The following is a 22,054-nucleotide window of genomic DNA, read 5'->3' as shown; positions in this document are numbered from 1 at the left end:
ATAATTTTTATTGCCTGTCGTTTGTAAGTTAGCCGACCTTACGAGCATGCTCAATCGGTTATGACTGCCTGTTGTCAGAACGGTCGATATCCGGGAGGCGGACTCACAGTCGCCGTCACGCACCCCTTCGTCGATCAATTTAAATGCCAACGCGACGGCAGTCGGGTGCGCTGTCATTATGCTATCCGTCGAGCGCGACTGAAACCCGACAGTCAGCAATCGGCCCCCAGACGGCATGGCAGCTCTGCGCCCCATCCCGAGGACGGCTGCAGGCGGCGGCATGCATCAAATAATGCTTAAAGCGTGTCGTCTAAATCCGTTTCGGGGTGACGCGCGGCTCTGCCGCCCCATTCCTCGGGCGCAGCATTGGCGATCGTTTGCGAAAACGTCCAGGCGTGGCCCGCAGGATCGCGGCAAGAATATTGTCGCTCGCCATAAGGATAGCTCGCCGGTGGTTTCAGGGTGACGGCGCCACGGCGCGCGGCACGGTCATGGTGCGCGTCGACGTTTTGGACACGCACCATGATGGCGAACGGGCAACCGGTTGGTATCTCCTTCCCGCCCTTGAACTCCGTCACCACGACGGCCCCGTCGCCGAAGCCCAGCTGGACGCAATGATTGCCGATTGTCAGCCGCAATTCAAATCCGAAGGCCTCGCGAAGCCAACGGCTGGCCGCATCCACATCTGGGTAGGAAAGCAGGGGTATGACCGTGCTGGCGGGCATGGAGCGGTTCTGCATGTGCGGCCTCCTTCCGGTGCCGGCGGCGGGAGCGCCTGGCTTTAATAATACGGCGACATGCACTGCTGGCGAGGGCCGTCATAGGGCTGGTAGCTGTTGTCCTAGGCGCGGTAGGAGTGGTAGCGGTCATAGCACCAGCGCACATGGGCGGCCGCCAGGCGCGCCGCGGGGGGCGGGGGCGGGGCGACCGTGGCGGCCGCCACGCCGGCCGCGAAGGCGGCGGCCGGAAACCAATAGCCGTTATAGTAGCGGTAGCCGGGCCGGGCGCGCCAATAGCCCCGGTAACCATTGTAGTAAGAGACGCCGCCGGCGACGTAGAAGCCGCGCCGGTACCAGACCGGCGTTGCCTGGATGGTCACGGACACCGGGGCCGCCGGCGCGGCAAGCGGCATGGCCTCGGCCGGCGAGGCCAGGGTCGCGGCGCCGAGCATCAGGCCGCACAAAGCAGTTCTCATTCTCTTCATCGGTTGTCTCCTCTGGTCTGGTATGGTCACTTGCGCCGCAACGCCCGCAACTCGGCGATCGACAGTGCGCCGTCGCCATCGGTGTCCGCCTGCAGCAGCGGGTCGGGAATGGCCGCCGTGAATTCATCGCGCGAGATCTTGCCGTCGCCGTTGCGGTCCATGCGGCCAGCCTCCGCCTGCAGGCCCGCGAAGCGCGCGGCCTGGAAGTCGCGCTTCGACTCGACCTGCGCCACCGCCGCCCGCACCTCGTCCTGCTCGAGCACGCCATTGTGGTTGGCGTCCAACCGGTCAAACATCCGCGCTCGCGCCGCCTGGATCTCGCTGAACTCGAGCTTTCTGTCGCCATTGGTGTCGATGCGCCGGAACGCTTCCGTGGCGCCCTGGTCGGCGGCAAGCGCGCTGCAGCCGCCCAAGAGCAGCCCGGCAAAAGCGATCACGATCCTGGTCATCCGGGTCTCCGCTGAAAATCAACGGCCCGCCGCGGACCGTCGTTACAGCGCCTCCTACGCGGGAGTCCGACCGCGAATTTTTCGGAGCACCGATGCCCGGGGCGCCGATGCCGTGCCGGCCCGCGAAAAATCCGGCCGCCGAGCGTAGGAGCACGGACCGGGCTGCGTATTGGCCGACAGTCGCTCCCCCGCGACTTCACAATTGAAAGGACCACCCATGAAACGCTTAGCAATCCTTGCGGGCCTGCTTCTCGGGCACGCTCCGGTCTGCGCCGCCGCGGCGCAGGACATGCCTGGCCAGCGCGTCCTCCAGCGCCTCGACACCAATGGCGATGGCGCGATCTCGAAGGACGAGATCCTCGCCGCCCGCGAACGCCTGTTCAAAAGGCTCGACCGCAATAGCGACGACGTCATCGACGAGAACGAAATCGAAACCGCCCGCCAGGCCATCGAGGACCGCGCCCAGGCAGCCGAAGCCCGACGCGGCAATCGCCTGCGGCGCATGGACAAGAATGGCGATGGCAAGGTCACCGAGAACGAGTTCCAGGCAAGCACGCCACTCTTCGATCTGGCCGACCGCAATGGCGACGGCAGGCTCTCCGCCGACGAGATCGCGGCCATCCGCAAGATCGTGGCTGCTCACGCCAACTGACCAACCTCCCTTCCGGAAAGGAAAAACGACATGCTTTCAAGACTCAAACTTCCGCTGCTTTGCCTCGGCGCGATGGTCGTCTGGTCGGCCGCTTCCCCGGCCTCGGCCGAGGAGTGGACGCGCAAGACCGCGCATGGAGGGGAACTGAGCCGCAGCGTCAGCCGGGACGGCAATATCTTTACCGGCTCGACCACGCGCACCGCACCGAACGGCGGCACCTACACGTCCAATTCCACCTGCAAGGCCGGCGTTGTTGACCGCTGCTCGAGGAACTATTCTGCCACCGGGCCGAACGGCAAGACCGTTTCGGGCCAGCGCTACTCGGCAGCCGGCCCGTTTCGCGGCCGTTCTGTGGGCAGCTTCACGGGCCCGAACGGCAACACGGTTCACGGCTTCCGCCGTTGGCGCCGCTGACATCTGGTGGTGAACTTGACGTCGGAAGTCGCTTTTCTCCCGAGCCAGATCGCCGCGGATTTCTCCCTCGCCGCCGGAGGCTCCTCGACCGGTGCCCGCCGCCGTGGGGGATGAAGCCTCCAATGGCGACGAGGAGCTTCTGGCCCGCATCGCCGCGGGCGGGCAGGCCGCTTTGTCCGAGCTCATGGCCCGCCACGGCCGTGGGCTGCGGACGTTCGCCACCCGTTATCTCGGCCATGCCGCCGATGCCGAGGACGTGGTGCAGGAGGTGTTCGTGACCGTCTGGAAACAGGCCGCGCGCTTCGATCCCGGCAAGGCGCGCGCCTCGACATGGCTCTACCGGATCACGGCCAACCGCTGCATCGACCAGCGCCGGCGCCGCGCGCTGCGCAACTTCTTTGGCCTGGACGACATCGGCGAGGAACTCGCTGCGCCGGAAGCGAATGCCGAGACCGCGACCGGGGCGAGACAGGAACTGGCGATCGTGCGCGATGGCCTGTCCCGCCTCCCGGAGCGCCAGCGGATGGCGTTGCTGCTGAGGGCAGTGGGCGAACTTGACATCGGTGCGATAGCCGAGGTGATGGGCGCCAGCGCGGGCTCGGTCGAACAGTTGCTCGTGCGCGGGCGCCGCGCGCTCAGGGATCATTTGGCAGATGCGGCGAGCGGCCGCGAAAGGAAGACCTCATGACACGCGAGGAATTCGAGAACAGCCGGCGCCGTTTCGGCGACGATATCGATGCCTGGCCGGAGCCCTTGAGAGGGCGGGCCCTGGCCTTCATGGCGCTGGAGGGCGATGCCGGCGCCGATGGCGCGCTCGACAGGCTCGTGCGGTACGCCGCGCTGGTCGAGGCCGACGATCGCGCCTTGGCGCGCAAGGTGATGGCTCGCATCGATCGCGGCGCCGCGCGTCCGTCCCTGCTGCCGCGCTTCCTCGTCGCGCCGGCGGGTCTCGCCGCTTGCGCCGCGGCCGTCCTCGTCGCCGCGACGCTCGCCGGCTACCAGGTGGCGCGCCTTCAGGACCAGTCGCAGGATTCCGAGCTTCTGGCGCTCGCCGCCGGCGCAAGGCTTCCCGAGGACGGCGGACCGCCGATCGCGGGCGATGCGGGCGAGGGGGACGCGCTATGACCGGTCGTTCATGGATCTGGGTGGCTGTGCTGGCGGTGCTTGCCCTTTCGCTGGCGCTCAACTTCTTCTTCATCGGCTATGCCGCGCATGGGCTGCGCCAGGCGGCCGCCGCGCGCGGGCTGCTGGCGGAGGTCGCGGGCGCCTACTCGCCAGAGGTGCGCAAGGAGTTCCGCTCCGTCATGCGCGACAACCGCGCCCGCACGTTCGAGGCGCTGCGGCAGCTGCGTGCGGCGCGGGCCGAACTGGCGGCGGCCGAGCAGGCGCGACCCTTCGACGAGGCGAGGGTCAGGCAGGCTATGGCGGTGGTGCGCGCCGCGACCACCAGCCTTCAGGCAACCGTGCAGGACTACCTGCTTGCCGCGATGAAGAATGTTAACGCGAGGCCAGCCAGGGGCGGATGAGCCGTCGCCCCACTCGCGGCAGTTGCCGTGACCGATTGCGGTGTCGGAACCACGATGACGGACCAATGCGGCACGACGGGCTTGTCCTAATATTGCTCCGGCGCGAGCTCGTCGCCGGTCTGCGGGCAATGCGGCGCCGCGATCTCGGCTGGATCGCGCTCGGCGGTGGCGGGCTGCTGGCCTATGGGGTCCATATCGTGCCAGCCCTGCACGCGGGCGCGGCGAGGCTGCGCCACGACCAGCTTCTGTGGATCCTCGGCCCGCCGCTTGCCCTTGGCGGTTCTCGGAGCGGTCGCCGGCAACGCGGTGTCCGGACTCTGCCTTCAACGCGCCTTCGCGCCCTTCCTCAAGGGCCTGCCGCTTGCGCCTGGACCCGGCAGACAGGCGCCGCGCGGCGATCGGAAGCTTTGCGGCGATGGTGGGGGCAGTGATCCTCGCCCGGGCGGTTGACGACCCTGCGCTTTCGGATGAAGTGCTGGAACAGACGCGTGCCTGGATTTACGCAGGGTGTGATCAACAGTCAGCCAGCTAGCCCCTCGTCGCTCACGGCCTCGACGTCGAATACCAACTGGGCACGTATATCGGTCTGGTCGACCATGCTACTTCAAACGCTCTTCGGTTCCGTGACAAACTTCTGATCGCCGGCCCTGGATCGCGGAAGGGGATGTGGCATGGTGGATTCTGATCGGATCAACAAGCTGATCGCAGCGGTACCGCTCGCCTTGGCGCTTCGCGCCGGGCTGGACCTTGGCATCTTCACCCGGCTCGGTGGCAGCGCGATGACTGCTGACAGCCTTGGGGCCGCGCTCAAAATCGAGCCCGACCGTCTGTCGCGGCTTCTCTACGCGCTCGCCAGCATCGGTCTCCTCGAAGTCAAGGATGGTCAATTTCGCAACGGAGCCGAAGCGTCAGCCTTCCTCGACGCGTCCAAGCCGACCTATCGCGGCGGCGATCATGCGCTCCTGCGCGAGCTCTGGGGAGCCGACTTGCTGACCGCAGAGTCGCTGCGACAGAACCGGCCGGCTGCGCTGCACGACTTTTCCGAAGCGGGGCCCGAGGCCGCGGCGGCCTTCAGCCGCATGCTCGCACCGGGCGGGATGATTTTCGGCCGACATCTGGCCAAGGAAATGGATCTCTCGGCGATCGGTTCAGTGATCGACATTGGCGGAGGCCCCGGGACCATTCTCGTCGGACTTCGCGAGCGGTGGCCGCAGATTGCGGCGACGCTGATGGAACTGCCAACGGTCGCAGCGGTCGCGTCAGATATCCTGTCAGAATACGGTGCCGACGACGTGGTTGTCGAAGAGGGGGACATAACTGTCGCGCCATCGATTGGTCGGCACGATCTGGCGATCCTGAAGGCCGTCGTCCAGGTCCTTCCGCCGGATCAGGCGCGCAGTTCGATCCTGAACGCGGCGCGTTGCCTAACACCCGGAGGCGAGATCGCAATTGCGGGGTCGGGCGTCGTCGATGACGACCGCCTTGGCCCGCCTGAGGGTGTCTTTCTGAATCTCACCTTTTTGAACCTCTACCGCCACGGCGAATCGTACACTGAAGGTCAGTATCGCGCATGGATGACCGAGGCTGGATTCCGGGATATTTCCAGGTCGCGCCTGACGGACGGCTCCACGTTGTTTCGTGCGCGCCTCACGGGCTGATCGTGGCTGAACAGTTGGTTTTGGATCTCCGAGGCGCCCCGACCCTATCCGGGCAGCCCTACTACCTTCAGCGTCGAGAGCATTGCTTGTCCTGCGTCAACTCGGAGAGAGCCATATCTCGCGCGGTACGTCCCCGGGCTGGCCGGCTTGTCGCGCCCTGTCGTGCGTTCCTTCAGCCGCGCGAGATAGGCGCGGGCGGCTGACCTGTCGCGTGCGTCCGTTCAGCCGCCGTTGAGGGCTTCGTCCAGTGCCGTCGTCTGGACCTTGACGAAGGCCCGGGAGATGGCGGCTTTCGCTTCGATGGAGTCGAAGTTGTCCTTGCCTACAAGAATACCAAGGCGCTCTGTACCTTGCTGCCGGAATACCGGCGGCTTTCGGCTGTGGTGGTCATGGGTGGAGCAGAACGAGAGAGGTTTGAGGAGCGGCGTTATGTCTGGCGTCCGAAATTGGTCAAGCTCTACGACGAAGCCAAAACATACATCGACGGAAAATGGCTAACGATTGGCATTTCATCGGCAGATGATCTGCATGGTGTGACGGAGCTTCTGACTAGGAAGCGCCAGCCAAAGTCGCGCGGTTGAAGGCAACAAAAATCCTGGATTCGCGGCGCACGATAGCTCCGAGGAACCAGGCAGCGGCCTCGTCGGCATCACACAGCAATTCGACATCGAGGTCGTCGTGGAAGGTGCCGAGCCGATTAATTGCGTGAGAGATCGAAAGACCTTCCACGCCCATAAATTAACCCCGAACCAACAGATATCTGAGGAGACAATTCCCATGAAAGCGATCGTAGTGACGGACCAAGCTGCAGGAACGGCCGGGATGAAGCTGGTGGAGCGGTCCGAGCCGCAGGCGGCAATAAACGATGTCATCGTACAGGTTCATGCGGCGGGATTCGTCAACACCGAACTGGAGTGGCCTTCGACCTGGGCCGATCGAGCCTTTCGTGACCGGACGCCATCGATCCTCGGCCATGAGCTGGCCGGAGTGATTACCGCCCTCGGCTACGGGACGACGGGACTGTCGGTGGGCCAGCGGGTATTCGGCCTCGCCGATTGGTATCGCGATGGCACGCTGGCGGAGTATGTAGCCATGGAGGCCCGCAATCTCGCGCCGCTGCCGGGCGACGTCGACTTCACGGTGGGGGCGAGCCTGCCGATCTCCGGCCTGACCGCGTGGCAGGGGCTGTTCCAGCACGGCCGCCTTCAGGCGGGGCAGAGCGTTCTCGCGCATGGCGCGGCCGGCGCCGTCGGTTCGATGGTGGCGCAGCTTGCAAGGGAGGCCGGAGCCTATGTCATCGGCACCGGACGCGCCGCCGACCGCCAGAAGGCGCTCGACTTCGGTGCAAATGAATTCGTCGACCTCGAGAACGACGTCCTGGAAGACGTCGGTGGCGTCGATCTGGTGTTCGATGTCATCGGCGGCGACATCCAGAAGCGGTCTGCAGCCCTGATCCGAGCCGGAGGTACGCTGGTGACCGTCGTCGGGCCTACCGACGCGCGGCCAGCGGATGGCCCGACGATTGACTTCGTCGTCGAGTCCGATCGTGCCCAGCTATCCGAGATAGTTCAGCGGGTGCGGAACGGAAGACTGCGGACGAACATCGGCAAAGTCGCGACCCTCGACGATGCCGTTACAGCCTTCAACTCGAAAGAGCGACATTCGGGAAAGACGATCATCCGCTTTCGGCCCTGAGCCTCGCGCTTCAACACGTTCTGGTTCGAACAGCCTACTGACCACCTTGTCAGCAGACGCATCCGACCATCACTGCGACCCGCCACCGTGGTGCTATGGCACTACGGCATGATCGGAAGCGAGGAGGACATAACCTCATGAACGGGATCACCCGCCGTTCCCTTCTCGCGCTGACGGGCGCTGCGGCTGTCATCGACCCGGCGTCTGCTGACGGAAGGGTCTCGCCGAAGCTGCAGGCGCTGATCGAAACCCATGAGACCGCCTATGTCGCGCTCCATCGGGTTGTTCATCGAGCGGGCAGCAGCAGCCGCGACCGCAAGAGGGCGGACCGGATTGAAGAGGAAGCATTGCTAGCCGTCTGCTCCTATCCTGCGATCAGCCGAGGCGACCGCTGGGCCAAGGCCGAGTACCTGTTGACAGTTGAGGCACGGGGCGAACTCGACGTGGAAGAGCACATGCAGGCCATCCTGTACTCGATGATGTGAAGCTAATCGCGGCTCGACGGCGCTTGCGGACGTTGGCCCTACGCAGTCACCGATGGCAAGGTTCGCCGCCTCTCTACCGCGCTTGGTCTTGGCCTCGTCGAAACGATAGACCTCGCTGTCGACGAGGCTCAGGAAGGCGCAATCTCGCCGTCGACGCGCCGCAGCCGTCTGGTCCCGGTACCACCGAGGAATTTGACGAAATCATCCGCCGCGATCTGGTCGCCTACAAACGCTTACGCGAGGTGGTCCTCAAACATCGTTCGAGCGTCGGCTATGTCCCGAAGATGATCCGCCTGCCCGGCATCGTCGAAAGTCTCGAAAGGATGGCCGTCAAAAGCACCGACGGCCTGCGCTTCCTGATCGATCAGGACCGCCTCGACCTAGCTGTCGAGCGCTGGATCGCCGATCCGCGCTTCTCGCATCTATTCCGACCGGAGGTGGTGAAAAAAGCCGAACTGGCGTTGCGCGAGGCACGATTGCTGATCGACGCCCGCAAGCAGGGGGAAGCCTCAAGGTGATCCGCCGGGTGTCTACTCGCAAATTGGCGACCCGCCCGCCGCCTAATTTACGCGGCGCGTCGTTGAGCGAGGACCGAACGGGCTCGACGAGGGTCGACAGCGGTTACGATGCCGTGGTGGTGATCGCAGTAGACGCGATCCGGCGAAGTTGACCCAGCGCAAAAACGGTAACCGCCGGGTACCGACGGGTCTTCGCTTACCGGGAAGCGGCACTGATAGAGGCCTAGCTGAATGAGGGGGACGTCTCTCGAAGTTACTCTGATATTTTCAGGCATGGTTTTCAGGTTCCTAGTTCACAGCCATTGCCGGCTGAGGGCCGCAGCGCGACCGCGTCAGGCCAGCTTCTCTCGTTTTGGAGGCCTATGGATCACCATATGGTGTTGGTTGCAGCGTCAATGAAGCCCGACGGCCTGGTTTCTGAAGCCAATAGTTTGCGACGTAAGGCCACAGTTGCCGCTAGCGTGCGGTTGACAGCGCGAAGGCGGCCCGGCGCCGATGTTGTCGTACCTCTGATCGTGGCGGTCACTGCCCCCGGGGTTCGTCGGCAGACCGGGCAGGGGTGCCCTTGTGGGGCCCCTATCAGGCGCGCCCGACCGACACCTCCTTCTCAGTCCGGGACCTCCTCATGGCCGGCCGCTCTCGCCCCCAACCCAAATCACTCTGAACGACGGAGTTCGATCCTTTTGCTGTCATTCGGTTGCAAGCGTTGTATGACGCGATCGGACCCAAGACGCTTTCCGTAGGCTGAACCTTGGATGGCCGCTTCGCGCCTCATGTCGGCTGTAGAATCCAGTCCTGCCAACCGCTGAAAGCAGACACTAGCGGCAACCACGCTGGACGTCGCAGGTGCGCCTCATGTCAGCCGAAGAGGGAGGCAGTTGCTCGAACCGGCAGCCGCCCTTTGCGGCGACCAATGCCAGCGCAACCGAACTGAACGCGGTTCGCGAAGCGCATTACACGGCATGCGACGCCAGGGACATGCCGGATTTCGAGCATTGGGACGCCGAATTCCATCACCGAGTATTCGCGTGCTGCCGCAACGACCTCCTTAAAGAGATCCGCAACCGCATGCACGCCATTCGGAATCAATCGCCCTGGTTCGAAATGAAGAAGTGCTCGTTCTCGGAGGAACGCCGCCGGAGGTATTGCGACGAGCACCAGGCAATCCTGGATTGTCTGGTTCGCCGCGCTCCGGAAGGTGCGAAAAATGCGATGCTGGCGCAGCTGAAAACCTCGAACGAAATCTATTGGGGCGGTAAGCCGGCGCATCGCCGCAGAGCTGCAGCAAGAGGCCGCTGAGCCCGCAGCGCGGACGCCGCTCGGCTCGCGCTGGTAGTAGGGCGGCTGGACGACCGCGCCCCCGCCCCCGGGTTCATGGCAGGCGAGAGCGGTGCCGATTGTAGGGCCCCTATCAGGCGACGGCGGCCAACTTCGCGTAATCCTGCGCCTAGCCCCCCTACCGAAGCTGCTCCTTACCTTCCGATTTGCGACGCTACCGACATCATCGCCTCAGAGTTCGGGTGGGCGCCCAAGCCGCCATCGAAAACCTCGGAGAACGTCCAGCGAACGACGCCGTTGCGATCGAGCAGGAACTGGCCCATGAGCTGGCCCACGCCGGTCGCCATCATTTGCTGGTCCGCTTCAGCGATATCGTAATTGTCTTTTTTGTTCAGATATTCGAGCGCGGCAAACGGATCCATCGGCTCAGGCATTTCGCCCGGCACGTTGAGCCGCATCGCCTTCACATCGCTCATTGAGACCTTGTGCGGCCATGCGCTCTCGCCCTCGGTGATCTGCATATTGGGGAGCCCAAAAGCGCGGTGTGAAGCCCGCTCAGGATCAGACGCCGCGAGCAGAGCCGGCATCGGGTGATAACGGAGATAAAGGCGTGCCCGTTCGATGGGCGTGTTCACCACCGTCAGGGTTTCGATGCCCTTTGCGTTAAGGGCTGGTGTGAGCAGCGAAACCGTCGCGATATGACGCCTGCAAAAAGGACAATGGAGACCTCGATACAATCCGACCAGCACTGGCTTCTCGCCGCGGAAATCGTCGATAGCTATCTTGCCCTCGCGAGTAATCGCGTCGAGCACGAAATTGGGCGCCGTTTCGCCAAGTTGCAGCGGGCCTATGTCGAGACGTTCTGACATGCTGATCCCTCCTCGCGGGCCAATCGACAACAGATGTGCGGGCGGGTGGCTTGAGCCCATGTTGCGGCACATACGTCCTTGGGCATGCTGAAATGGCGGTCGGCCTAGGACGGCGTCGACAGTCCATTCATAGCACGGAGGGCACCGCTTTTACACTAGATGGCGCCCCACGAACGCTGCACCTTCTCGGGCAGACGATCCCACAGCCAACTGCTGGGCCTCGTCACTCCATAACTCATTGCAAGTGCGCACCCGGCCGATACATTCTCACGGCCGCTCTCGCCCCAAAACCCAAATCGCTCCGAAAGGCAAAGTTCGACGACAACGATGACCTCATTGTCCGCATCGCGAATGGCAGCAAACGGTACTAGAGGGCCTGTCAGCTTTGCGCCTCATGTCGGGCATTCAGCCAGCCACGCCTCCCCTCTCGAAGCCGAAATTGATAGTGCCCATACCACCGTCGAAATGCGCCGACAGCGGACGACACCAGGGGGCGGTGACATTGAAGGTTCTACCTGAGCGTCGCCAGCAGGTGTTCGGCAACCTTAACATCCGCCGTATTCAGGCCCTCCACAAAATGCGCCGCAACCGGTTGCAAGAGCTCGCGAGCGCTATTGATCTCCCCGCGCCCGGCCATCAGCGTCGTCATGTCGATTGCGGTTCGCAACTCCCATGCCCGCGCGTGCTGACTGCGGCTCAACTCCAGTGCCTGCATGAGGTAGGCGGCAGCTTCGTCGCGGTTGCGTTGCGATTGGAGAAGGAGGCTTCCCTTCATCCGCAGCAACTCCGGGAGGTACAATTGGTCGCCGTTCTTTTCGACGAGGCCAAGCGACTCGTCGATCAGCGCAGTTGCCTCATCGACCTGACCGATTGCGGACAATCCCCCGACCAGCGAGAGGTTGAGCGGAGTCGTGAGCAACTCGTAAGGTGCCGCGTGCAGCTTCTGAAGAGAAGTCTGCAGGCCCTCGACACCGCCTTTTGCATCGCCTTGACGGATCGCGACTTCGCTTTTGAAGCCCCGACCGACCAGCAGGTAAGGAGTCATGGAATGGGATTCCGCGCGGGCGATGAGCATGTCGATGTACGCCTCGGCGCTCTTCAGGTCGCCCGTCCACAGGAAGACCGATATCGCCCAGATCAACGCGATCGCCAGCGTTAGAGAATGATCCATGGCGGCAGCCTCTTCGACGGCCTGCCGAGCATGTGCCATGGCTTGATCCGGATGGCCTTGCAGCCAAAGGTTCCTCGCCAGAATTGCCCTGGCCAGGATCTTGCCTTCGAAGCCCAGATAGATCGTCGTGGTCCGCTGAGAGCGCGGCCCACGGTCGAGCGCCGCCTCCAGCTCGGCGCGAGCTTCCGCTAGGTCACCTCGCAGGTGAAGCGAGATGCCCAGGATCGAATGTGCAAGCGCGATCGCGACCGAATCCTCCAGACCGGCGGCTGTGGCTGAACAACGTCTTGCAAATTCGAGGGCGGTTACGAAATTGCCCGCCCGCAGATGGAACATGTTGAGCGGACCCAACAGACGCACCTGATCCAGCGCATCGCCGCGCTCCTCGGCGATCGTTAGGCTTCTCTGCAGGGCTACGCGCGCCCTGTCGCGTCCTCCCCGCATGAACATGAAGGATACGCCGAGAGCGGCCTGAAGATGCATCTCGTCAAGTCCGCCAAGGGCGGCACCGTCGGAAGCCAATATTGCTCTTTCAGACCAGCGATGACACTCCTGCAACAAGGACATCGCCAGGAAAACCGGCGCCGCAGCGATGGCGAGTCCCATGCCGATGTCGGCGTTTCCGTTGTTGCCGAAGCACCATTCCAGGGCAGCTCGGACATTGTTGATGGCGGCGAAGTGAGGAGCCCGTTCCTCACCGGTCGCCAGTTTTGGCCATGCGATCCCTGTCTGCTCAAGCCATCTCCGATAGTAGGCGGCGTGGCGCACTGCCAGATCGGCAGCCTCGGCGTCATCGAGCCGGATATCGAGAACGTAGGCGCGCGTGGTATCGAGGAGCCGGTAGCGTATCATCGCTCCGACCGGACGCGTCGCTACAATCGATTTGGCGACGAGACTGTCCATGGCGCCCAGGACGGTCGATCGATCGAGGGTCGCGCTCGTCACCACCTCCAGTGCGGCATCGAGCGTGAAATGACCGACGAATACAGCGAGCCTGCGCAACACCACGCGCTCAAGGTCGGTCAGGAGCCCAAAGCTCCAGTCCAGTGTCGCCTGCAGGGTTTGCTGACGCGGCGGCGCGGTCCGCGAACCGAGCCACAGCAGTGTCAGGCGTTGATCAAGAAGTGCGGCGGTCTGTTGCAGCCCATAGGATTCGACGCGCCTGGCCGCCAGTTCGATGGAGAGCGCCACTCCGTCGAGCTTTCGACAGATGCTTGCGATGAGCAGGGCCTCCGCATCGCTGACGTCCAAACGAGCGCCGCCTGCCACCGCTCGTTCGACGAACAGTTGGGTGGCCGGGAAGGTCTGGACAATGGCCGCCGTTAGTCCAGGTTCGTCGGGCGGATAGGCAAGCGCATCCAATCGATAGATATGCTCGCCCTCGACCCGAAGCACCTCGCGGCTCGTCGCCAGGATGTGGACCTGTGACGCCGCATCGACGATGCTTGCTGCCAAAGGCGCCACCGCATCCAAGAGATGCTCACAGGTATCGAGGATCAAGAGAATCCGCTTGTTGCGCAAGTAGGCGATCAGGTTGGGCGTGGCATCTTCTGTTTGAACGGATAGCCCAAGCATCGAGGCGACGGCTGTCGTCACCAGACCGGGATCACCGATCATTCCCAGATCGACGAACAGAACTGCCCCATAAAATGCGTCGACCAGATGATGCCCGACTGCGATCGCGACGGTGGTTTTGCCGACACCGCCGGCCCCAACGATGGTGACGAACCGCGAAGCATTCAGCTGCGCCGACAGCTTGAGAACGTCCTCATCCCGCCCGACCATTCTGCTCAAGCGGCTTGGAAGATTCGCATGCGGAAACCCGGCGGCGATGAATGGGGCTTCGTCGTGTGTGCTTGATCGCGAGACCGGTGCAACGAAGCAATAGCCGCGCCCCGGAAGCGTCGCGATGTAACGCGCGCCATCCTTTCCATCGCCCAGCGCCTTGCGCAGCCCGGTCATGTGGAACCGCAGGCTGCCTTCCTCGACAACCACATCGGGCCAGACCCGCGACATCAGATCCTTCTTGCTGACGACTTCATTCGGCGCGGAAGTCAGGACGATGAGAATTTCAAGGGCGCGCGAGCCCAGCTCTACGGGAGCGCCTTCTCTTGTCAGGAGCCTTTCACCCGCAGCCAAGTAGAAAGGGCCAAACGATAATCTGTCTTTGGCCTGACTTGCCGTTATCGTCATGGCGTCTCTTCTTTTGGGAGCCGCCTGCACCCAGCGCCTCAGTTTAGGTCAAGGAGCGCTCCCGCACCATAGGGAGTTTCCACTGTCTGGCGTCTCCTATCTGCTCAAAAAAGCGGCAGGCGGGCAGCGACTAACAAGAGCTCACGACGCATAACGGGCTAATCCCATCTCCCGGGGGTACGTCAAGCAGTGCAGATCGCATCCATCAACCCCAGGAGAGTCCCATGGACACGACCAGAACCTCCGAAACAATCGACCAGGATCGCCGGCGACTTTTGGGCACTGCCGCGGTCGGCATCGCCGCCGCAGGCGCCGCGAGCCTGCTCCCGTCACAAAAGGCCGCCGCATCAACCAGCGAGGGCATCCGCCCCTTCACCGTTAGCTTCCAGCAGGAAGACCTCACCGAGCTTCGCCGGCGCATCGTCGCTACGCGCTGGCCCGAGCGCGAGCTCGTATCCGACGAGGCCTCCCGGCGAATCTGGTCGACCCCGGCGACGGTGGGGCCAACGCAGGGCGTGCAACTCGCCACGATGCAGAAGCTCATGCAGTACTGGGGAACGGAATATGATTGGAGCAAATGCGAGGCCCGGTTGAAGGCGCTGCCGAATTTCGTCACCGAGATCGACGGCCTCGACATCCACTTCATCCACGTGAAATCCAAGCATCAGGGCGCCCTGCCTGTCATCATCACGCATGGCTGGCCCGGTTCGGTCATCGAACTCCTGAAGATCATCGATCCCTTCACCAATCCCACTGCGCACGGCGGTACCGCGGCCGACGCGTTCGACGTGGTGATCCCGTCGATGCCGGGCTACGGCTTTTCCGGCAAGCCCACCGAAATCGGTTGGGATTCAGCGCGCATCGCGCGGGCGTGGATCGTGCTGATGAAGCGCCTCGGCTACGACCGGTACGTCGCGCAGGGTGGCGATTGGGGAGCACTCATCACCGAACAGATGGGTCTGATCGCACCTCCGGAGCTGGTCGCCATCCACACGAACATGCCGGGGACCATTCCGCCCGAGATCGTGAAAGCGCTTGCCTCTGGCGGCCCGCCCCCTGCCGATCTCGGCCCCGACGAGAAGCGCGCCTACGAGCAGGTCGCGTTTTTCTACAAGAACGGCCTGGGCTACGCCAACGAAATGGCGCTTCGTCCGCAAACGCTCTACGGGATCGTCGATTCACCGGCCGGCCTGGCGGCGTGGATCCTCGATCACGATGCGGATAGCTATGCGCTGATCGCCCGCTCCTTCGACGGAGAGCCGGAGGGTCTTACCCGCGACGACATCCTCGACAACATCACGTTCTATTGGCTGACCCACACGGCGATCTCGTCGGCACGTCTCTATTGGGAACACACGCAAACGGCGAAGGCTGGCTTCTTCGACGCCAAGGGCATCACAATTCCTGTCGGCGCCACTGCGAACCCCAGCGAAATCTACACAGCGCCGAAGAGCTGGACTGAACGCGCGTTCCCGAAGCTTCTGCATTACGGCCGCACAGACAAGGGCTGCCATTTCGCGGCCTGGGAACAGCCGAAGATCTTCACCGATGAGGTGCGCGCAACATTCAAGACGTTCCAGACCTGACGTGTTGGCGGGGATGGCGCGCCGGACGTGGTTATCTTCCGCCCTGCGATAGCTGCGTAGCGAACTTCCGAAGGGAGCGACTGCAATGAACCCTCTCATCAAGACGCTTGCTGCAGTTGCGGCTTGCACCGTGCTCGCTACCGCTGCGCTCGCCCAGAGCACGGTCGTTCCCATCGACAACGAGCCGGCGCCCAAGCTGATCGTGGAGCCGCCGCTTCCGGGTCTAATGGCCGGCGGCGTCGTGTTCATCCCGTACCGGGTGGAGAATCTGCGCATCCTGCCTGTGGGTGGGTCGGCCGCAAGTAACGTGTCTCCGCGTCTCGGGCATCTGCACGTCACCGTCGACGACCTGCCTTGGGCGTGGGCGGATTATGGTCAGAGCAACACCATCATCTTGGTGGGCATGCCCGGTGGCCAGCACAAGGTCCTGATTGAGGTGGTCGACCCCGAAGGCAATGTCTTCACTAAACAAACAATGACGTTCCACACTCCGGACAAGAAGGTGCAGCCATGAGTCTCCACCAACTGGCGGCTGCGCTGGTGTTAGGACTTTGCACCCTCTCCGCGCCCGCCTTCGCAAATCCGGTCGAGGATCGCTCGATCCGGCCCTTCAAAATTCAGGTTGCGCAAACGGCGCTCGACGATCTTCGCGGTCGTATTGCAGCAACACGGTGGCCCGACCGGGAGACCGTCGGTGACCAGTCGCAGGGCATTCAGCTTGCGAAGATCAGGCCGCTCGTCGAGTATTGGGGCAGGGCCTACGACTGGCGGACAGCGGAAGCGAAGCTGAATTCCCTGCCTCAGTTCATGACCACGATCGACGGCGTGGACATTTACTTCATCCACGTTCGCTCGAAACATCCCCATGCCCTGCCGCTGATCATGACGCATGGCTGGCCTGGCTCGGTGCTGGAATTGCTCAAAACGGTTGGCCCGCTCACCGATCCCACCGTGCATGGCGGCAGCCCTGAGGACGCGTTCGACCTCGTACTGCCGTCGTTGCCGGGTTTCGGCTTCTCCGGCAAGCCGACTGAGACCGGCTGGGGTACAGAGCGCATTGCGCGAGCCTGGGCAGAGCTGATGAAGCGCCTAGGCTACACAGAATACGTCGCCCAAGGCGGCGACTGGGGCTCCCCCGTTTCGAATGCGATGGGCCGCCTGGCCCCTGCAGGACTTCTTGGCATCCATGTCAACCTGCCGGCTGTCGTACCACCTGAGATAGCTGCTGTGCTCGCCACCGGCGGACCAGTGCCGGCAGGCCTGACGGGTAAGGAGCGCACGGCATTCGACGCGCTCAGCATGGCCGCTAAGATGGGGAACAGATCCTACGCCACGATGATGGGCACCCGACCGCAGACGATAGGCTACGCCATCAATGATTCCCCTGCCGGGCTCGCAGCGTGGATGCTCGGGCATCCGGGCTTTTCAGGCTGGACCTACGACGATAGCGACCCTGAAAAGTCGCCGGACGAGGTGCTGGACGACATAACTTTGTACTGGTTGACGAACACCGCCACCTCGTCCGGGCGAATTTACTGGGAGTACGGCGGCGGGCGCAGTCCCGTTTTTGCCGACCCTGAAAAGACCAACGAAGTCTCGCTGCCGGTCGCCATCACGGTCTTTCCGGGAGAAGGCTATCAGGCCCCCGAGACATGGGCCCGGCGCGCCTATCCCAATCTGATCTACTTCCATGAGGTCGACAAAGGCGGCCACTTCGCCGCGTGGGAGCAGCCGGAGCTCTTCTCCGCCGAGTTGCGCGCTGCCTTCAGGTCGCTGCGGCAAAGAAACTGAACTGAGCGGAGGGCACAAAGAAGCATTCCCATCAAACTCAACGGAGGAGGCAGACATGACGATTGCCACTACCCGCAGCAACACCGCAGTCGAGACGCAAAAACCGCGACCCCACGATATGAAGCTCGAGGTCGTAGTCATTCCAGTTTCTGATGTCGACCGCGCCAAGCTGTTCTATGCAGGCTTGGGTTGGCGGCTGGACGCCGACCTCATAGGCGACGAATTTCATATCATCCAGTTTACGCCTCCTGGCTCCCAGTGTTCGGTTGTCTTCGGCTCAGGCGTTGCACCGGGTCCTTATGCCCGTATCGAGCTCGACATCCTCGAAACCGCTGGTGAACTCGTCGTGTCGGACATCGAGGCAGCACGCGCCGAACTCGCCGATCGTGGGGTCGAAATAAGCGAAGTGTATCATTATGCCGGTGACAAAGGGCGCGTCATAGGGCCCGATCCGGAAAGACGCAGCTACTCCTCGTGGGCCTCCTTCAGCGATCCGGCCGGAAACAACTGGCTCTTGCAGGAGGTCACTGCGCGAGCGCCAGGCCGCGTCGACGCTGGCGGCGCCACCTTTGTCTCGTCGGCCGAGCTCGCAGCCGCGCTTCGGCGTGCCTCTGTGGCTCATGGCGAGAACGAGCAGCGCGCAGGCGGCCAGCGTGATGAGAACTGGCCGGACTGGTACGCCGAGTACATGGTGGCGGAGCACGCCGGCCAACCGCTCCCGCCATGAGTACTTCGAATGAACGGACGGCGTCGTCGGCGCTTACCTGGCTAGAACACGCGGCATTCGACACACTCTGCGTGGTGCCACGGTGTCAATACGTCCTACGCCTTGATGATGGAGTTCTGGCCGCTCCGACAATGTATCTGAAACGAGCGGAGCGGGCTTCTGTCCCGAGCCGCATGCGAGACGAGCTTCTCACGCAACTTAACGCAGGAGGTAGATATGGACATCACTAGGACCCTCAGCAAGACCGCAGTTGAGACACAACGGCCGCGATCCCTCGACATGAAGCTCGAAGTTGTTGTCATTCCCGTCTCGAATGTAGAGCGCTCTAAGCAATTCTACGAAGGCCTGGGCTGGAGACTCGACGCTGACTTTGTCGTTGGAGACACGTTCCGTGGGATACAGTTCACACCTCCCGGCTCGCCCGCCTCGATACACTTCGGCACCGGGATCACGACGGTCGCGCCCGGCTCTGCAAGCGGACTTTATCTTGTCGTTTCGGACATTGAATCGGCTCGCGCCGAGCTTATCGGCCGCGGCGTCGAGGTCAGCGAGGCGTTTCATCGCGAAGGCCCCGGCAAGCCAACGGTGAAAGGCCGCGATCCCGAGCGACGGAGCTACGCTTCATTCGCTACGTTCAAAGATCCGGACGGCAACGAATGGTTGCTTCAGGAAATCACCACCCGCTTTCCCGGTCGCATCGACTCCGGCACCACGACCTACGCTTCCGGGGCGGATCTTGCTTCCGCGCTGCGACGCGCGTCGGAGGCCCACGGCGAGCACGAGAAGCGCAACGGCGGTCGGCGCGATGAGAACTGGCCGGACTGGTACGCGGAATACATGGTGGCTGAGCAGGCTGGCAACGAGCTTCCGCTGTGACGGGTTGGGCGCGCAGTGCGCATTCGAACCGTTCGCGCGACGACATCGATCGAACCAAAAGGCGTCGTTGATGAAAGCAACCAAGCTGCTGTTCGCCGTCGCGCTCGCAACGGCAATTGGGGCTCCGATTGCCGGTTTTCTAGAGGGCACGAATATGGCGCAGTCCATAATCTCCACACCAATGCGGGTTCCGTTTCTTCACGAACTCTCTGCCTACCGGCTTGAGGAAAAATCGGAGCTTGCTTCGCTCGAAGCGGCGCACGAGTGGATAAATTCACCGCCGCTGACGGCGTCGGCTTTGCATGGCAAGGTCGTCCTCATCGATTTCTGGACTTACACCTGCATCAACTGGCTGCGCACGCTTCCCTACGTTAAGGCTTGGGACGAGAAATACCGGAAGCATGGTTTGGTGGTGATCGGAATCCACGCGCCGGAGTTCGCATTCGAAAAAGACCTGAACAACGTGCACCGGGCGGCGAAAGACCTGCGGATCGATTATCCGATCGCCGTCGACAACGACCATCTCATTTGGCGGGCCTTCAGCAACCAGTATTGGCCGGCACTCTATTTCGTCGATTCGCGGGGACGCGTCCGATATCACCACTTTGGCGAGGGCTCATACCAACAGTCGGAAATGGTCATCCAGGAATTGCTGACTGAGGCTGGCGCCAGCGGATTCGACCGTGAGCCTGTGTCGGTGGATGCCCGCGGTATCGAAGCCGCGGCCGATTGGGAGACCCTCAAGTCTCCAGAAAATTATCTCGGCTACGAACGCACCCAGAATTTTGCCTCCAGCGGTGAAGCGGTCTTGGACGCGCCGCACATCTACAACGTGCCGGCGCGACTACGCCTGAATGAGTGGGGGCTGTCCGGCAGTTGGACGGTAAGGAAAGAAACCGCCGTACTGAACAAGTCCGATGGCCGCATCGCGTACCGTTTTCACGCGCGCGACCTTCATCTGGTCATGGGTCCGGCAGCGCCGGGAACGTCCGTGAGATTTCGCGTGCTGATCGACGGGCAGCCGCCAGGCACGGCTCACGGCATCGACGTTAATGAAAAGGGCGAAGGCGCAGTGACAGAGCAGCGCCTGTACCAACTGATCCGACAATCGAAACCCATCGTCGATCGCCAGTTCGAGATCGAGTTTCTCGACTCAGGCGTGGAGGTCTTTGCATTCACGTTCGGCTGATCGCCCGCGCAAGGATAGAGGTTCCCAAATGCATTCGCCCAATATCCCGGATGAGATTGACCAAGATCGCCGTCGGTTCTTTGGCGCCGCCGCGATGGCTGTCGCCGCCACTCAGTTCGGCCTGATCGGCCCGGCACAAGCGCAACAGACGACTGGAGAGCCTGCGGCGTCCTTTGGGCCCTTGAAGCGGATCGAGGCCGGCGTGCTGAGCGTCGGCTATGCGGAACTTGGACGGACCGACGGCCCGCCCGTCATCCTGCTACATGGCTGGCCGTATGACATCCACACCTATGCCGATGTCGCTCCTCTGCTGGCAGCGAAAGGCCACCGCGTGATCGTGCCTTACCTGCGCGGATACGGCACGACGCGGTTCCTGTCGGAAGAGACGATGCGCAATGGTCAGCAGTCTGCTATCGCCGCCGACATTGTCGCCCTGATGGACGCACTGGGCATTGAAAAGGCGACGATTGGCGGCTGCGACTGGGGCGCCCGCACCGCGAACATCATTGCCGCGCTATGGCCTGAACGCTGCAAGGCGATGGTCTCGGTGAGCGGCTACCTCATCGGCAACCAGCAAGCCGGCAAGCTGCCGCTGCCACCCAAGGCCGAGCTCCAATGGTGGTATCAATATTACTTCGCCACCGATCGCGGCCGCGCCGGCTACGAGAAATACACACGAGATTTCGCCAGGCTGATCTGGCAGCTCGCGTCCCCCCAGTGGAACTTCGACGATGCCACATTCGAGCGCAGCGCCGCGGCCTTGGACAATCCCGATCACGTGGCCATCGTGGTGCACAACTATCGCTGGCGGCTCGGACTGGCCGCCGGCGAGCAGCAATACGCCGCGTTTGAGGAGCGACTCGCCCAGGCACCGGTCATCGGCGTCCCGACGGTCACGCTCGAGGGCGACGCCAATGGGGCGCCGCATCCGGACGCCAGCGCATACGCTAAGATGTTCTCAGGGAGATACGCGCATCGGGTCGTCACCGGAGGCATCGGGCACAACCTGCCCCAGGAAGCGCCGCAGGCCTTCGCTGATGCCGTTGTCGAGGTCGACGCAATGTCGAGTTCGAGGTAACCGCGCCCGGCGGTACCGCTGCCAACAAAAAGAATGCCCATGAGCCGCATCGCAAGGGTTGTCTACACGGCCAGGACCGCAACTACGGGCGGCCGCGAAAATGGCGCCTCGCGCAGCTCCGACGGTCTTCTGGACATCTGGCTTTCGGCGCCCGGATCGGCGCGCATAGGCACCAATCCGGAGCAGTTGCTCGCGGCCGGCTGGTCGGCCAGCTTCGCAAGCGCAATCGCATCTGCGGCCCACGAACGAAAAATCGCGCTGCCTGCAGGGGTGAGCATCGAGGCCGAGGTGAATCTGAACTACGGAGAAAACGGCCACTTTCTCAGCGTCCAACTGGATATTGCCGTGCCGGATCTGGAGCGTGATGTCGTACAAATCCTGGTGGATGAAGCGCACGACATTTGTCCTTACTCGAAAGTGACACGGGGCAACATCGATATCATAACGAGGATTGTCTGATCTTACCTAAATCGCCCGTCGACGTTGAAGCTCTTGGCACCTCGCTCCCGGTCTTTTCTGGGTCAGATCATGATCATGCCCACGTCGACGTGAATGTCCGCTTTCGATATCCGCGGGCTCGAAGGTGCCGGTCCGTTGTCGGCCGATTGTGTTGAAAAACTCCGGCTTGAAGCAGCTCTGAAGCACTTCTCTATTCGGCATGTTGAGGTCAAGCGCTTTCGAGCTTGCGGCTTCTC

Annotated in this window: 26 protein-coding genes and 2 pseudogenes; 20 read left to right on the top strand and 8 right to left on the bottom strand. The window is 62.8% G+C overall.

Annotated features, from left to right (window positions below; genetic code table 11):
- Nucleotides 1-296 precede the first annotated feature (296 nt).
- From NKJ40_RS29760 to NKJ40_RS29750, 3 genes are all read right to left on the bottom strand, one after another.
- Entirely contained in the window at nt 297-740 is a 444-nt protein-coding gene (locus NKJ40_RS29760) for a VOC family protein (RefSeq protein WP_352469110.1), read from the bottom strand.
- A gap of 101 nt (nt 741-841) precedes the next feature.
- Nucleotides 842-1,204 carry a BA14K family protein gene (locus tag NKJ40_RS29755; RefSeq protein WP_352469109.1) on the bottom strand — a complete coding sequence of 121 codons (363 nt, stop codon included), beginning with the start codon at nt 1,202-1,204 and terminating at the stop codon, nt 842-844.
- A 26-nt stretch (nt 1,205-1,230) separates the two neighbouring features.
- On the bottom strand, nt 1,231-1,653 hold the full coding sequence (locus NKJ40_RS29750; protein ID WP_352469108.1) for an EF-hand domain-containing protein: 423 nt from the start codon (nt 1,651-1,653) through the stop codon (nt 1,231-1,233).
- Nucleotides 1,654-1,870: 217 nt separating this feature from the next.
- Here NKJ40_RS29750 and NKJ40_RS29745 point away from each other — a divergent pair, with 217 nt between their 5' ends.
- From NKJ40_RS29745 to NKJ40_RS29725, 5 genes are all read left to right on the top strand, one after another.
- Nucleotides 1,871-2,305, top strand: coding sequence for an EF-hand domain-containing protein (locus NKJ40_RS29745; RefSeq protein WP_352469107.1), 435 nt, complete (start codon nt 1,871-1,873; stop codon nt 2,303-2,305).
- Nucleotides 2,306-2,335: 30 nt separating this feature from the next.
- Complete coding sequence (locus NKJ40_RS29740; RefSeq protein ID WP_352469106.1) at nt 2,336-2,719, top strand: hypothetical protein; 384 nt, start codon at nt 2,336-2,338, stop codon at nt 2,717-2,719.
- 91 nt (nt 2,720-2,810) lie between these two features.
- Nucleotides 2,811-3,407, top strand: coding sequence for an RNA polymerase sigma factor (locus NKJ40_RS29735; RefSeq protein WP_352469105.1), 597 nt, complete (start codon nt 2,811-2,813; stop codon nt 3,405-3,407).
- Entirely contained in the window at nt 3,404-3,844 is a 441-nt protein-coding gene (locus NKJ40_RS29730; RefSeq protein WP_352469104.1) for a hypothetical protein, read from the top strand. Before NKJ40_RS29735 ends, NKJ40_RS29730 begins: the two co-directional genes overlap by 4 nt.
- Nucleotides 3,841-4,245: a periplasmic heavy metal sensor gene (locus NKJ40_RS29725; RefSeq protein ID WP_352469103.1), complete on the top strand. Its 405-nt coding sequence runs from the start codon at nt 3,841-3,843 to the stop codon at nt 4,243-4,245. The genes NKJ40_RS29730 and NKJ40_RS29725 overlap by 4 nt, the downstream gene beginning before the upstream one ends.
- Before the next feature lie 86 nt (nt 4,246-4,331).
- Here NKJ40_RS29725 and NKJ40_RS29720 read toward each other — a convergent pair whose 3' ends face one another.
- Entirely contained in the window at nt 4,332-4,547 is a 216-nt protein-coding gene (locus tag NKJ40_RS29720; RefSeq protein ID WP_352469102.1) for a hypothetical protein, read from the bottom strand.
- A gap of 68 nt (nt 4,548-4,615) precedes the next feature.
- Here NKJ40_RS29720 and NKJ40_RS29715 point away from each other — a divergent pair.
- The 3 genes and pseudogenes from NKJ40_RS29715 to NKJ40_RS29705 all read left to right on the top strand — a co-directional run.
- Nucleotides 4,616-4,777: pseudogene (locus NKJ40_RS29715) on the top strand (TetR/AcrR family transcriptional regulator); the annotation flags it as partial.
- Between the two features lie 139 nt (nt 4,778-4,916).
- Complete coding sequence (locus tag NKJ40_RS29710; RefSeq protein WP_352469101.1) at nt 4,917-5,903, top strand: methyltransferase; 987 nt, start codon at nt 4,917-4,919, stop codon at nt 5,901-5,903.
- Between the two features lie 317 nt (nt 5,904-6,220).
- A pseudogene (locus NKJ40_RS29705) lies at nt 6,221-6,484 on the top strand (DUF3788 family protein); the annotation flags it as partial.
- Here the strand turns inward: NKJ40_RS29705 and NKJ40_RS29700 are convergent.
- Nucleotides 6,453-6,638 (bottom strand): hypothetical protein, encoded by a 186-nt coding sequence (locus tag NKJ40_RS29700; RefSeq protein WP_352469100.1) that lies wholly within the window; start codon nt 6,636-6,638, stop codon nt 6,453-6,455. The pseudogene NKJ40_RS29705 and the gene NKJ40_RS29700 sit on opposite strands and share 32 nt — an antisense overlap.
- 42 nt (nt 6,639-6,680) lie before the next feature.
- Between NKJ40_RS29700 and NKJ40_RS29695 the strand changes: the two genes are divergently transcribed.
- The 3 genes from NKJ40_RS29695 (at nt 6,681) to NKJ40_RS29685 (ending at nt 8,601) form a co-directional block, all read left to right on the top strand.
- Nucleotides 6,681-7,598: an NADP-dependent oxidoreductase gene (locus tag NKJ40_RS29695; RefSeq protein WP_352469099.1), complete on the top strand. Its 918-nt coding sequence runs from the start codon at nt 6,681-6,683 to the stop codon at nt 7,596-7,598.
- 137 nt (nt 7,599-7,735) lie between these two features.
- Entirely contained in the window at nt 7,736-8,083 is a 348-nt protein-coding gene (locus NKJ40_RS29690) for a hypothetical protein (RefSeq protein ID WP_352469098.1), read from the top strand.
- A 284-nt stretch (nt 8,084-8,367) separates the two neighbouring features.
- Nucleotides 8,368-8,601, top strand: a complete 234-nt coding sequence (locus NKJ40_RS29685) for a hypothetical protein (RefSeq protein WP_352469097.1) — start codon at nt 8,368-8,370, stop codon at nt 8,599-8,601.
- A gap of 47 nt (nt 8,602-8,648) precedes the next feature.
- Here the strand turns inward: NKJ40_RS29685 and NKJ40_RS29680 are convergent, their stop codons facing one another.
- Nucleotides 8,649-8,876, bottom strand: coding sequence for a GcrA family cell cycle regulator (locus NKJ40_RS29680; RefSeq protein ID WP_352469096.1), 228 nt, complete (start codon nt 8,874-8,876; stop codon nt 8,649-8,651).
- A 580-nt stretch (nt 8,877-9,456) separates the two neighbouring features.
- Between NKJ40_RS29680 and NKJ40_RS29675 the strand changes: the two genes are divergently transcribed.
- Complete coding sequence (locus tag NKJ40_RS29675; RefSeq protein ID WP_352469095.1) at nt 9,457-9,900, top strand: FadR/GntR family transcriptional regulator; 444 nt, start codon at nt 9,457-9,459, stop codon at nt 9,898-9,900.
- 173 nt (nt 9,901-10,073) lie between these two features.
- On the opposite strand, the gene NKJ40_RS29670 is transcribed toward NKJ40_RS29675, so the two are convergent.
- Both NKJ40_RS29670 and NKJ40_RS29665 read right to left on the bottom strand, forming a co-directional pair.
- Nucleotides 10,074-10,748, bottom strand: coding sequence for a peroxiredoxin-like family protein (locus NKJ40_RS29670; protein WP_352469094.1), 675 nt, complete (start codon nt 10,746-10,748; stop codon nt 10,074-10,076).
- A 511-nt stretch (nt 10,749-11,259) separates the two neighbouring features.
- Nucleotides 11,260-14,112 (bottom strand): ATP-binding protein, encoded by a 2,853-nt coding sequence (locus NKJ40_RS29665; protein ID WP_352469093.1) that lies wholly within the window; start codon nt 14,110-14,112, stop codon nt 11,260-11,262.
- A 224-nt stretch (nt 14,113-14,336) separates the two neighbouring features.
- Here NKJ40_RS29665 and NKJ40_RS29660 point away from each other — a divergent pair, with 224 nt between their 5' ends.
- The 8 genes from NKJ40_RS29660 to NKJ40_RS29625 all read left to right on the top strand — a co-directional run bounded on the left by NKJ40_RS29660 (nt 14,337) and on the right by NKJ40_RS29625 (nt 21,818).
- Nucleotides 14,337-15,698 carry an epoxide hydrolase family protein gene (locus NKJ40_RS29660; protein ID WP_352469092.1) on the top strand — a complete coding sequence of 454 codons (1,362 nt, stop codon included), beginning with the start codon at nt 14,337-14,339 and terminating at the stop codon, nt 15,696-15,698.
- An 85-nt stretch (nt 15,699-15,783) separates the two neighbouring features.
- Nucleotides 15,784-16,212: a DUF6130 family protein gene (locus NKJ40_RS29655; protein ID WP_352469091.1), complete on the top strand. Its 429-nt coding sequence runs from the start codon at nt 15,784-15,786 to the stop codon at nt 16,210-16,212.
- Complete coding sequence (locus tag NKJ40_RS29650) at nt 16,209-17,489, top strand: epoxide hydrolase family protein (RefSeq protein ID WP_352469090.1); 1,281 nt, start codon at nt 16,209-16,211, stop codon at nt 17,487-17,489. Before NKJ40_RS29655 ends, NKJ40_RS29650 begins: the two co-directional genes overlap by 4 nt.
- A 55-nt stretch (nt 17,490-17,544) precedes the next feature.
- Complete coding sequence (locus NKJ40_RS29645; protein ID WP_352469089.1) at nt 17,545-18,216, top strand: VOC family protein; 672 nt, start codon at nt 17,545-17,547, stop codon at nt 18,214-18,216.
- Nucleotides 18,217-18,432: 216 nt separating this feature from the next.
- Nucleotides 18,433-19,092, top strand: coding sequence for a VOC family protein (locus NKJ40_RS29640; RefSeq protein ID WP_352469088.1), 660 nt, complete (start codon nt 18,433-18,435; stop codon nt 19,090-19,092).
- A 70-nt stretch (nt 19,093-19,162) separates the two neighbouring features.
- Complete coding sequence (locus NKJ40_RS29635; protein WP_352469087.1) at nt 19,163-20,281, top strand: redoxin domain-containing protein; 1,119 nt, start codon at nt 19,163-19,165, stop codon at nt 20,279-20,281.
- Nucleotides 20,282-20,309: 28 nt separating this feature from the next.
- Entirely contained in the window at nt 20,310-21,359 is a 1,050-nt protein-coding gene (locus NKJ40_RS29630) for an alpha/beta fold hydrolase (RefSeq protein ID WP_502903782.1), read from the top strand.
- A gap of 39 nt (nt 21,360-21,398) precedes the next feature.
- A complete protein-coding gene (locus NKJ40_RS29625; protein ID WP_352469086.1) occupies nt 21,399-21,818 on the top strand; it encodes an Ohr family peroxiredoxin in 420 nt (139 codons plus the stop codon).
- The last annotated feature ends 236 nt before the right edge of the window (nt 21,819-22,054 follow it).

The sequence above is a fragment of the Mesorhizobium sp. M0119 genome (genome assembly GCF_040322615.1).
Taxonomy (GTDB): Bacteria; Pseudomonadota; Alphaproteobacteria; order Rhizobiales; family Rhizobiaceae; genus Mesorhizobium.
The sequence above is the reverse complement of the archived record's forward strand: the minus strand, read 5'-3'. Positions and strand labels throughout refer to the sequence as shown.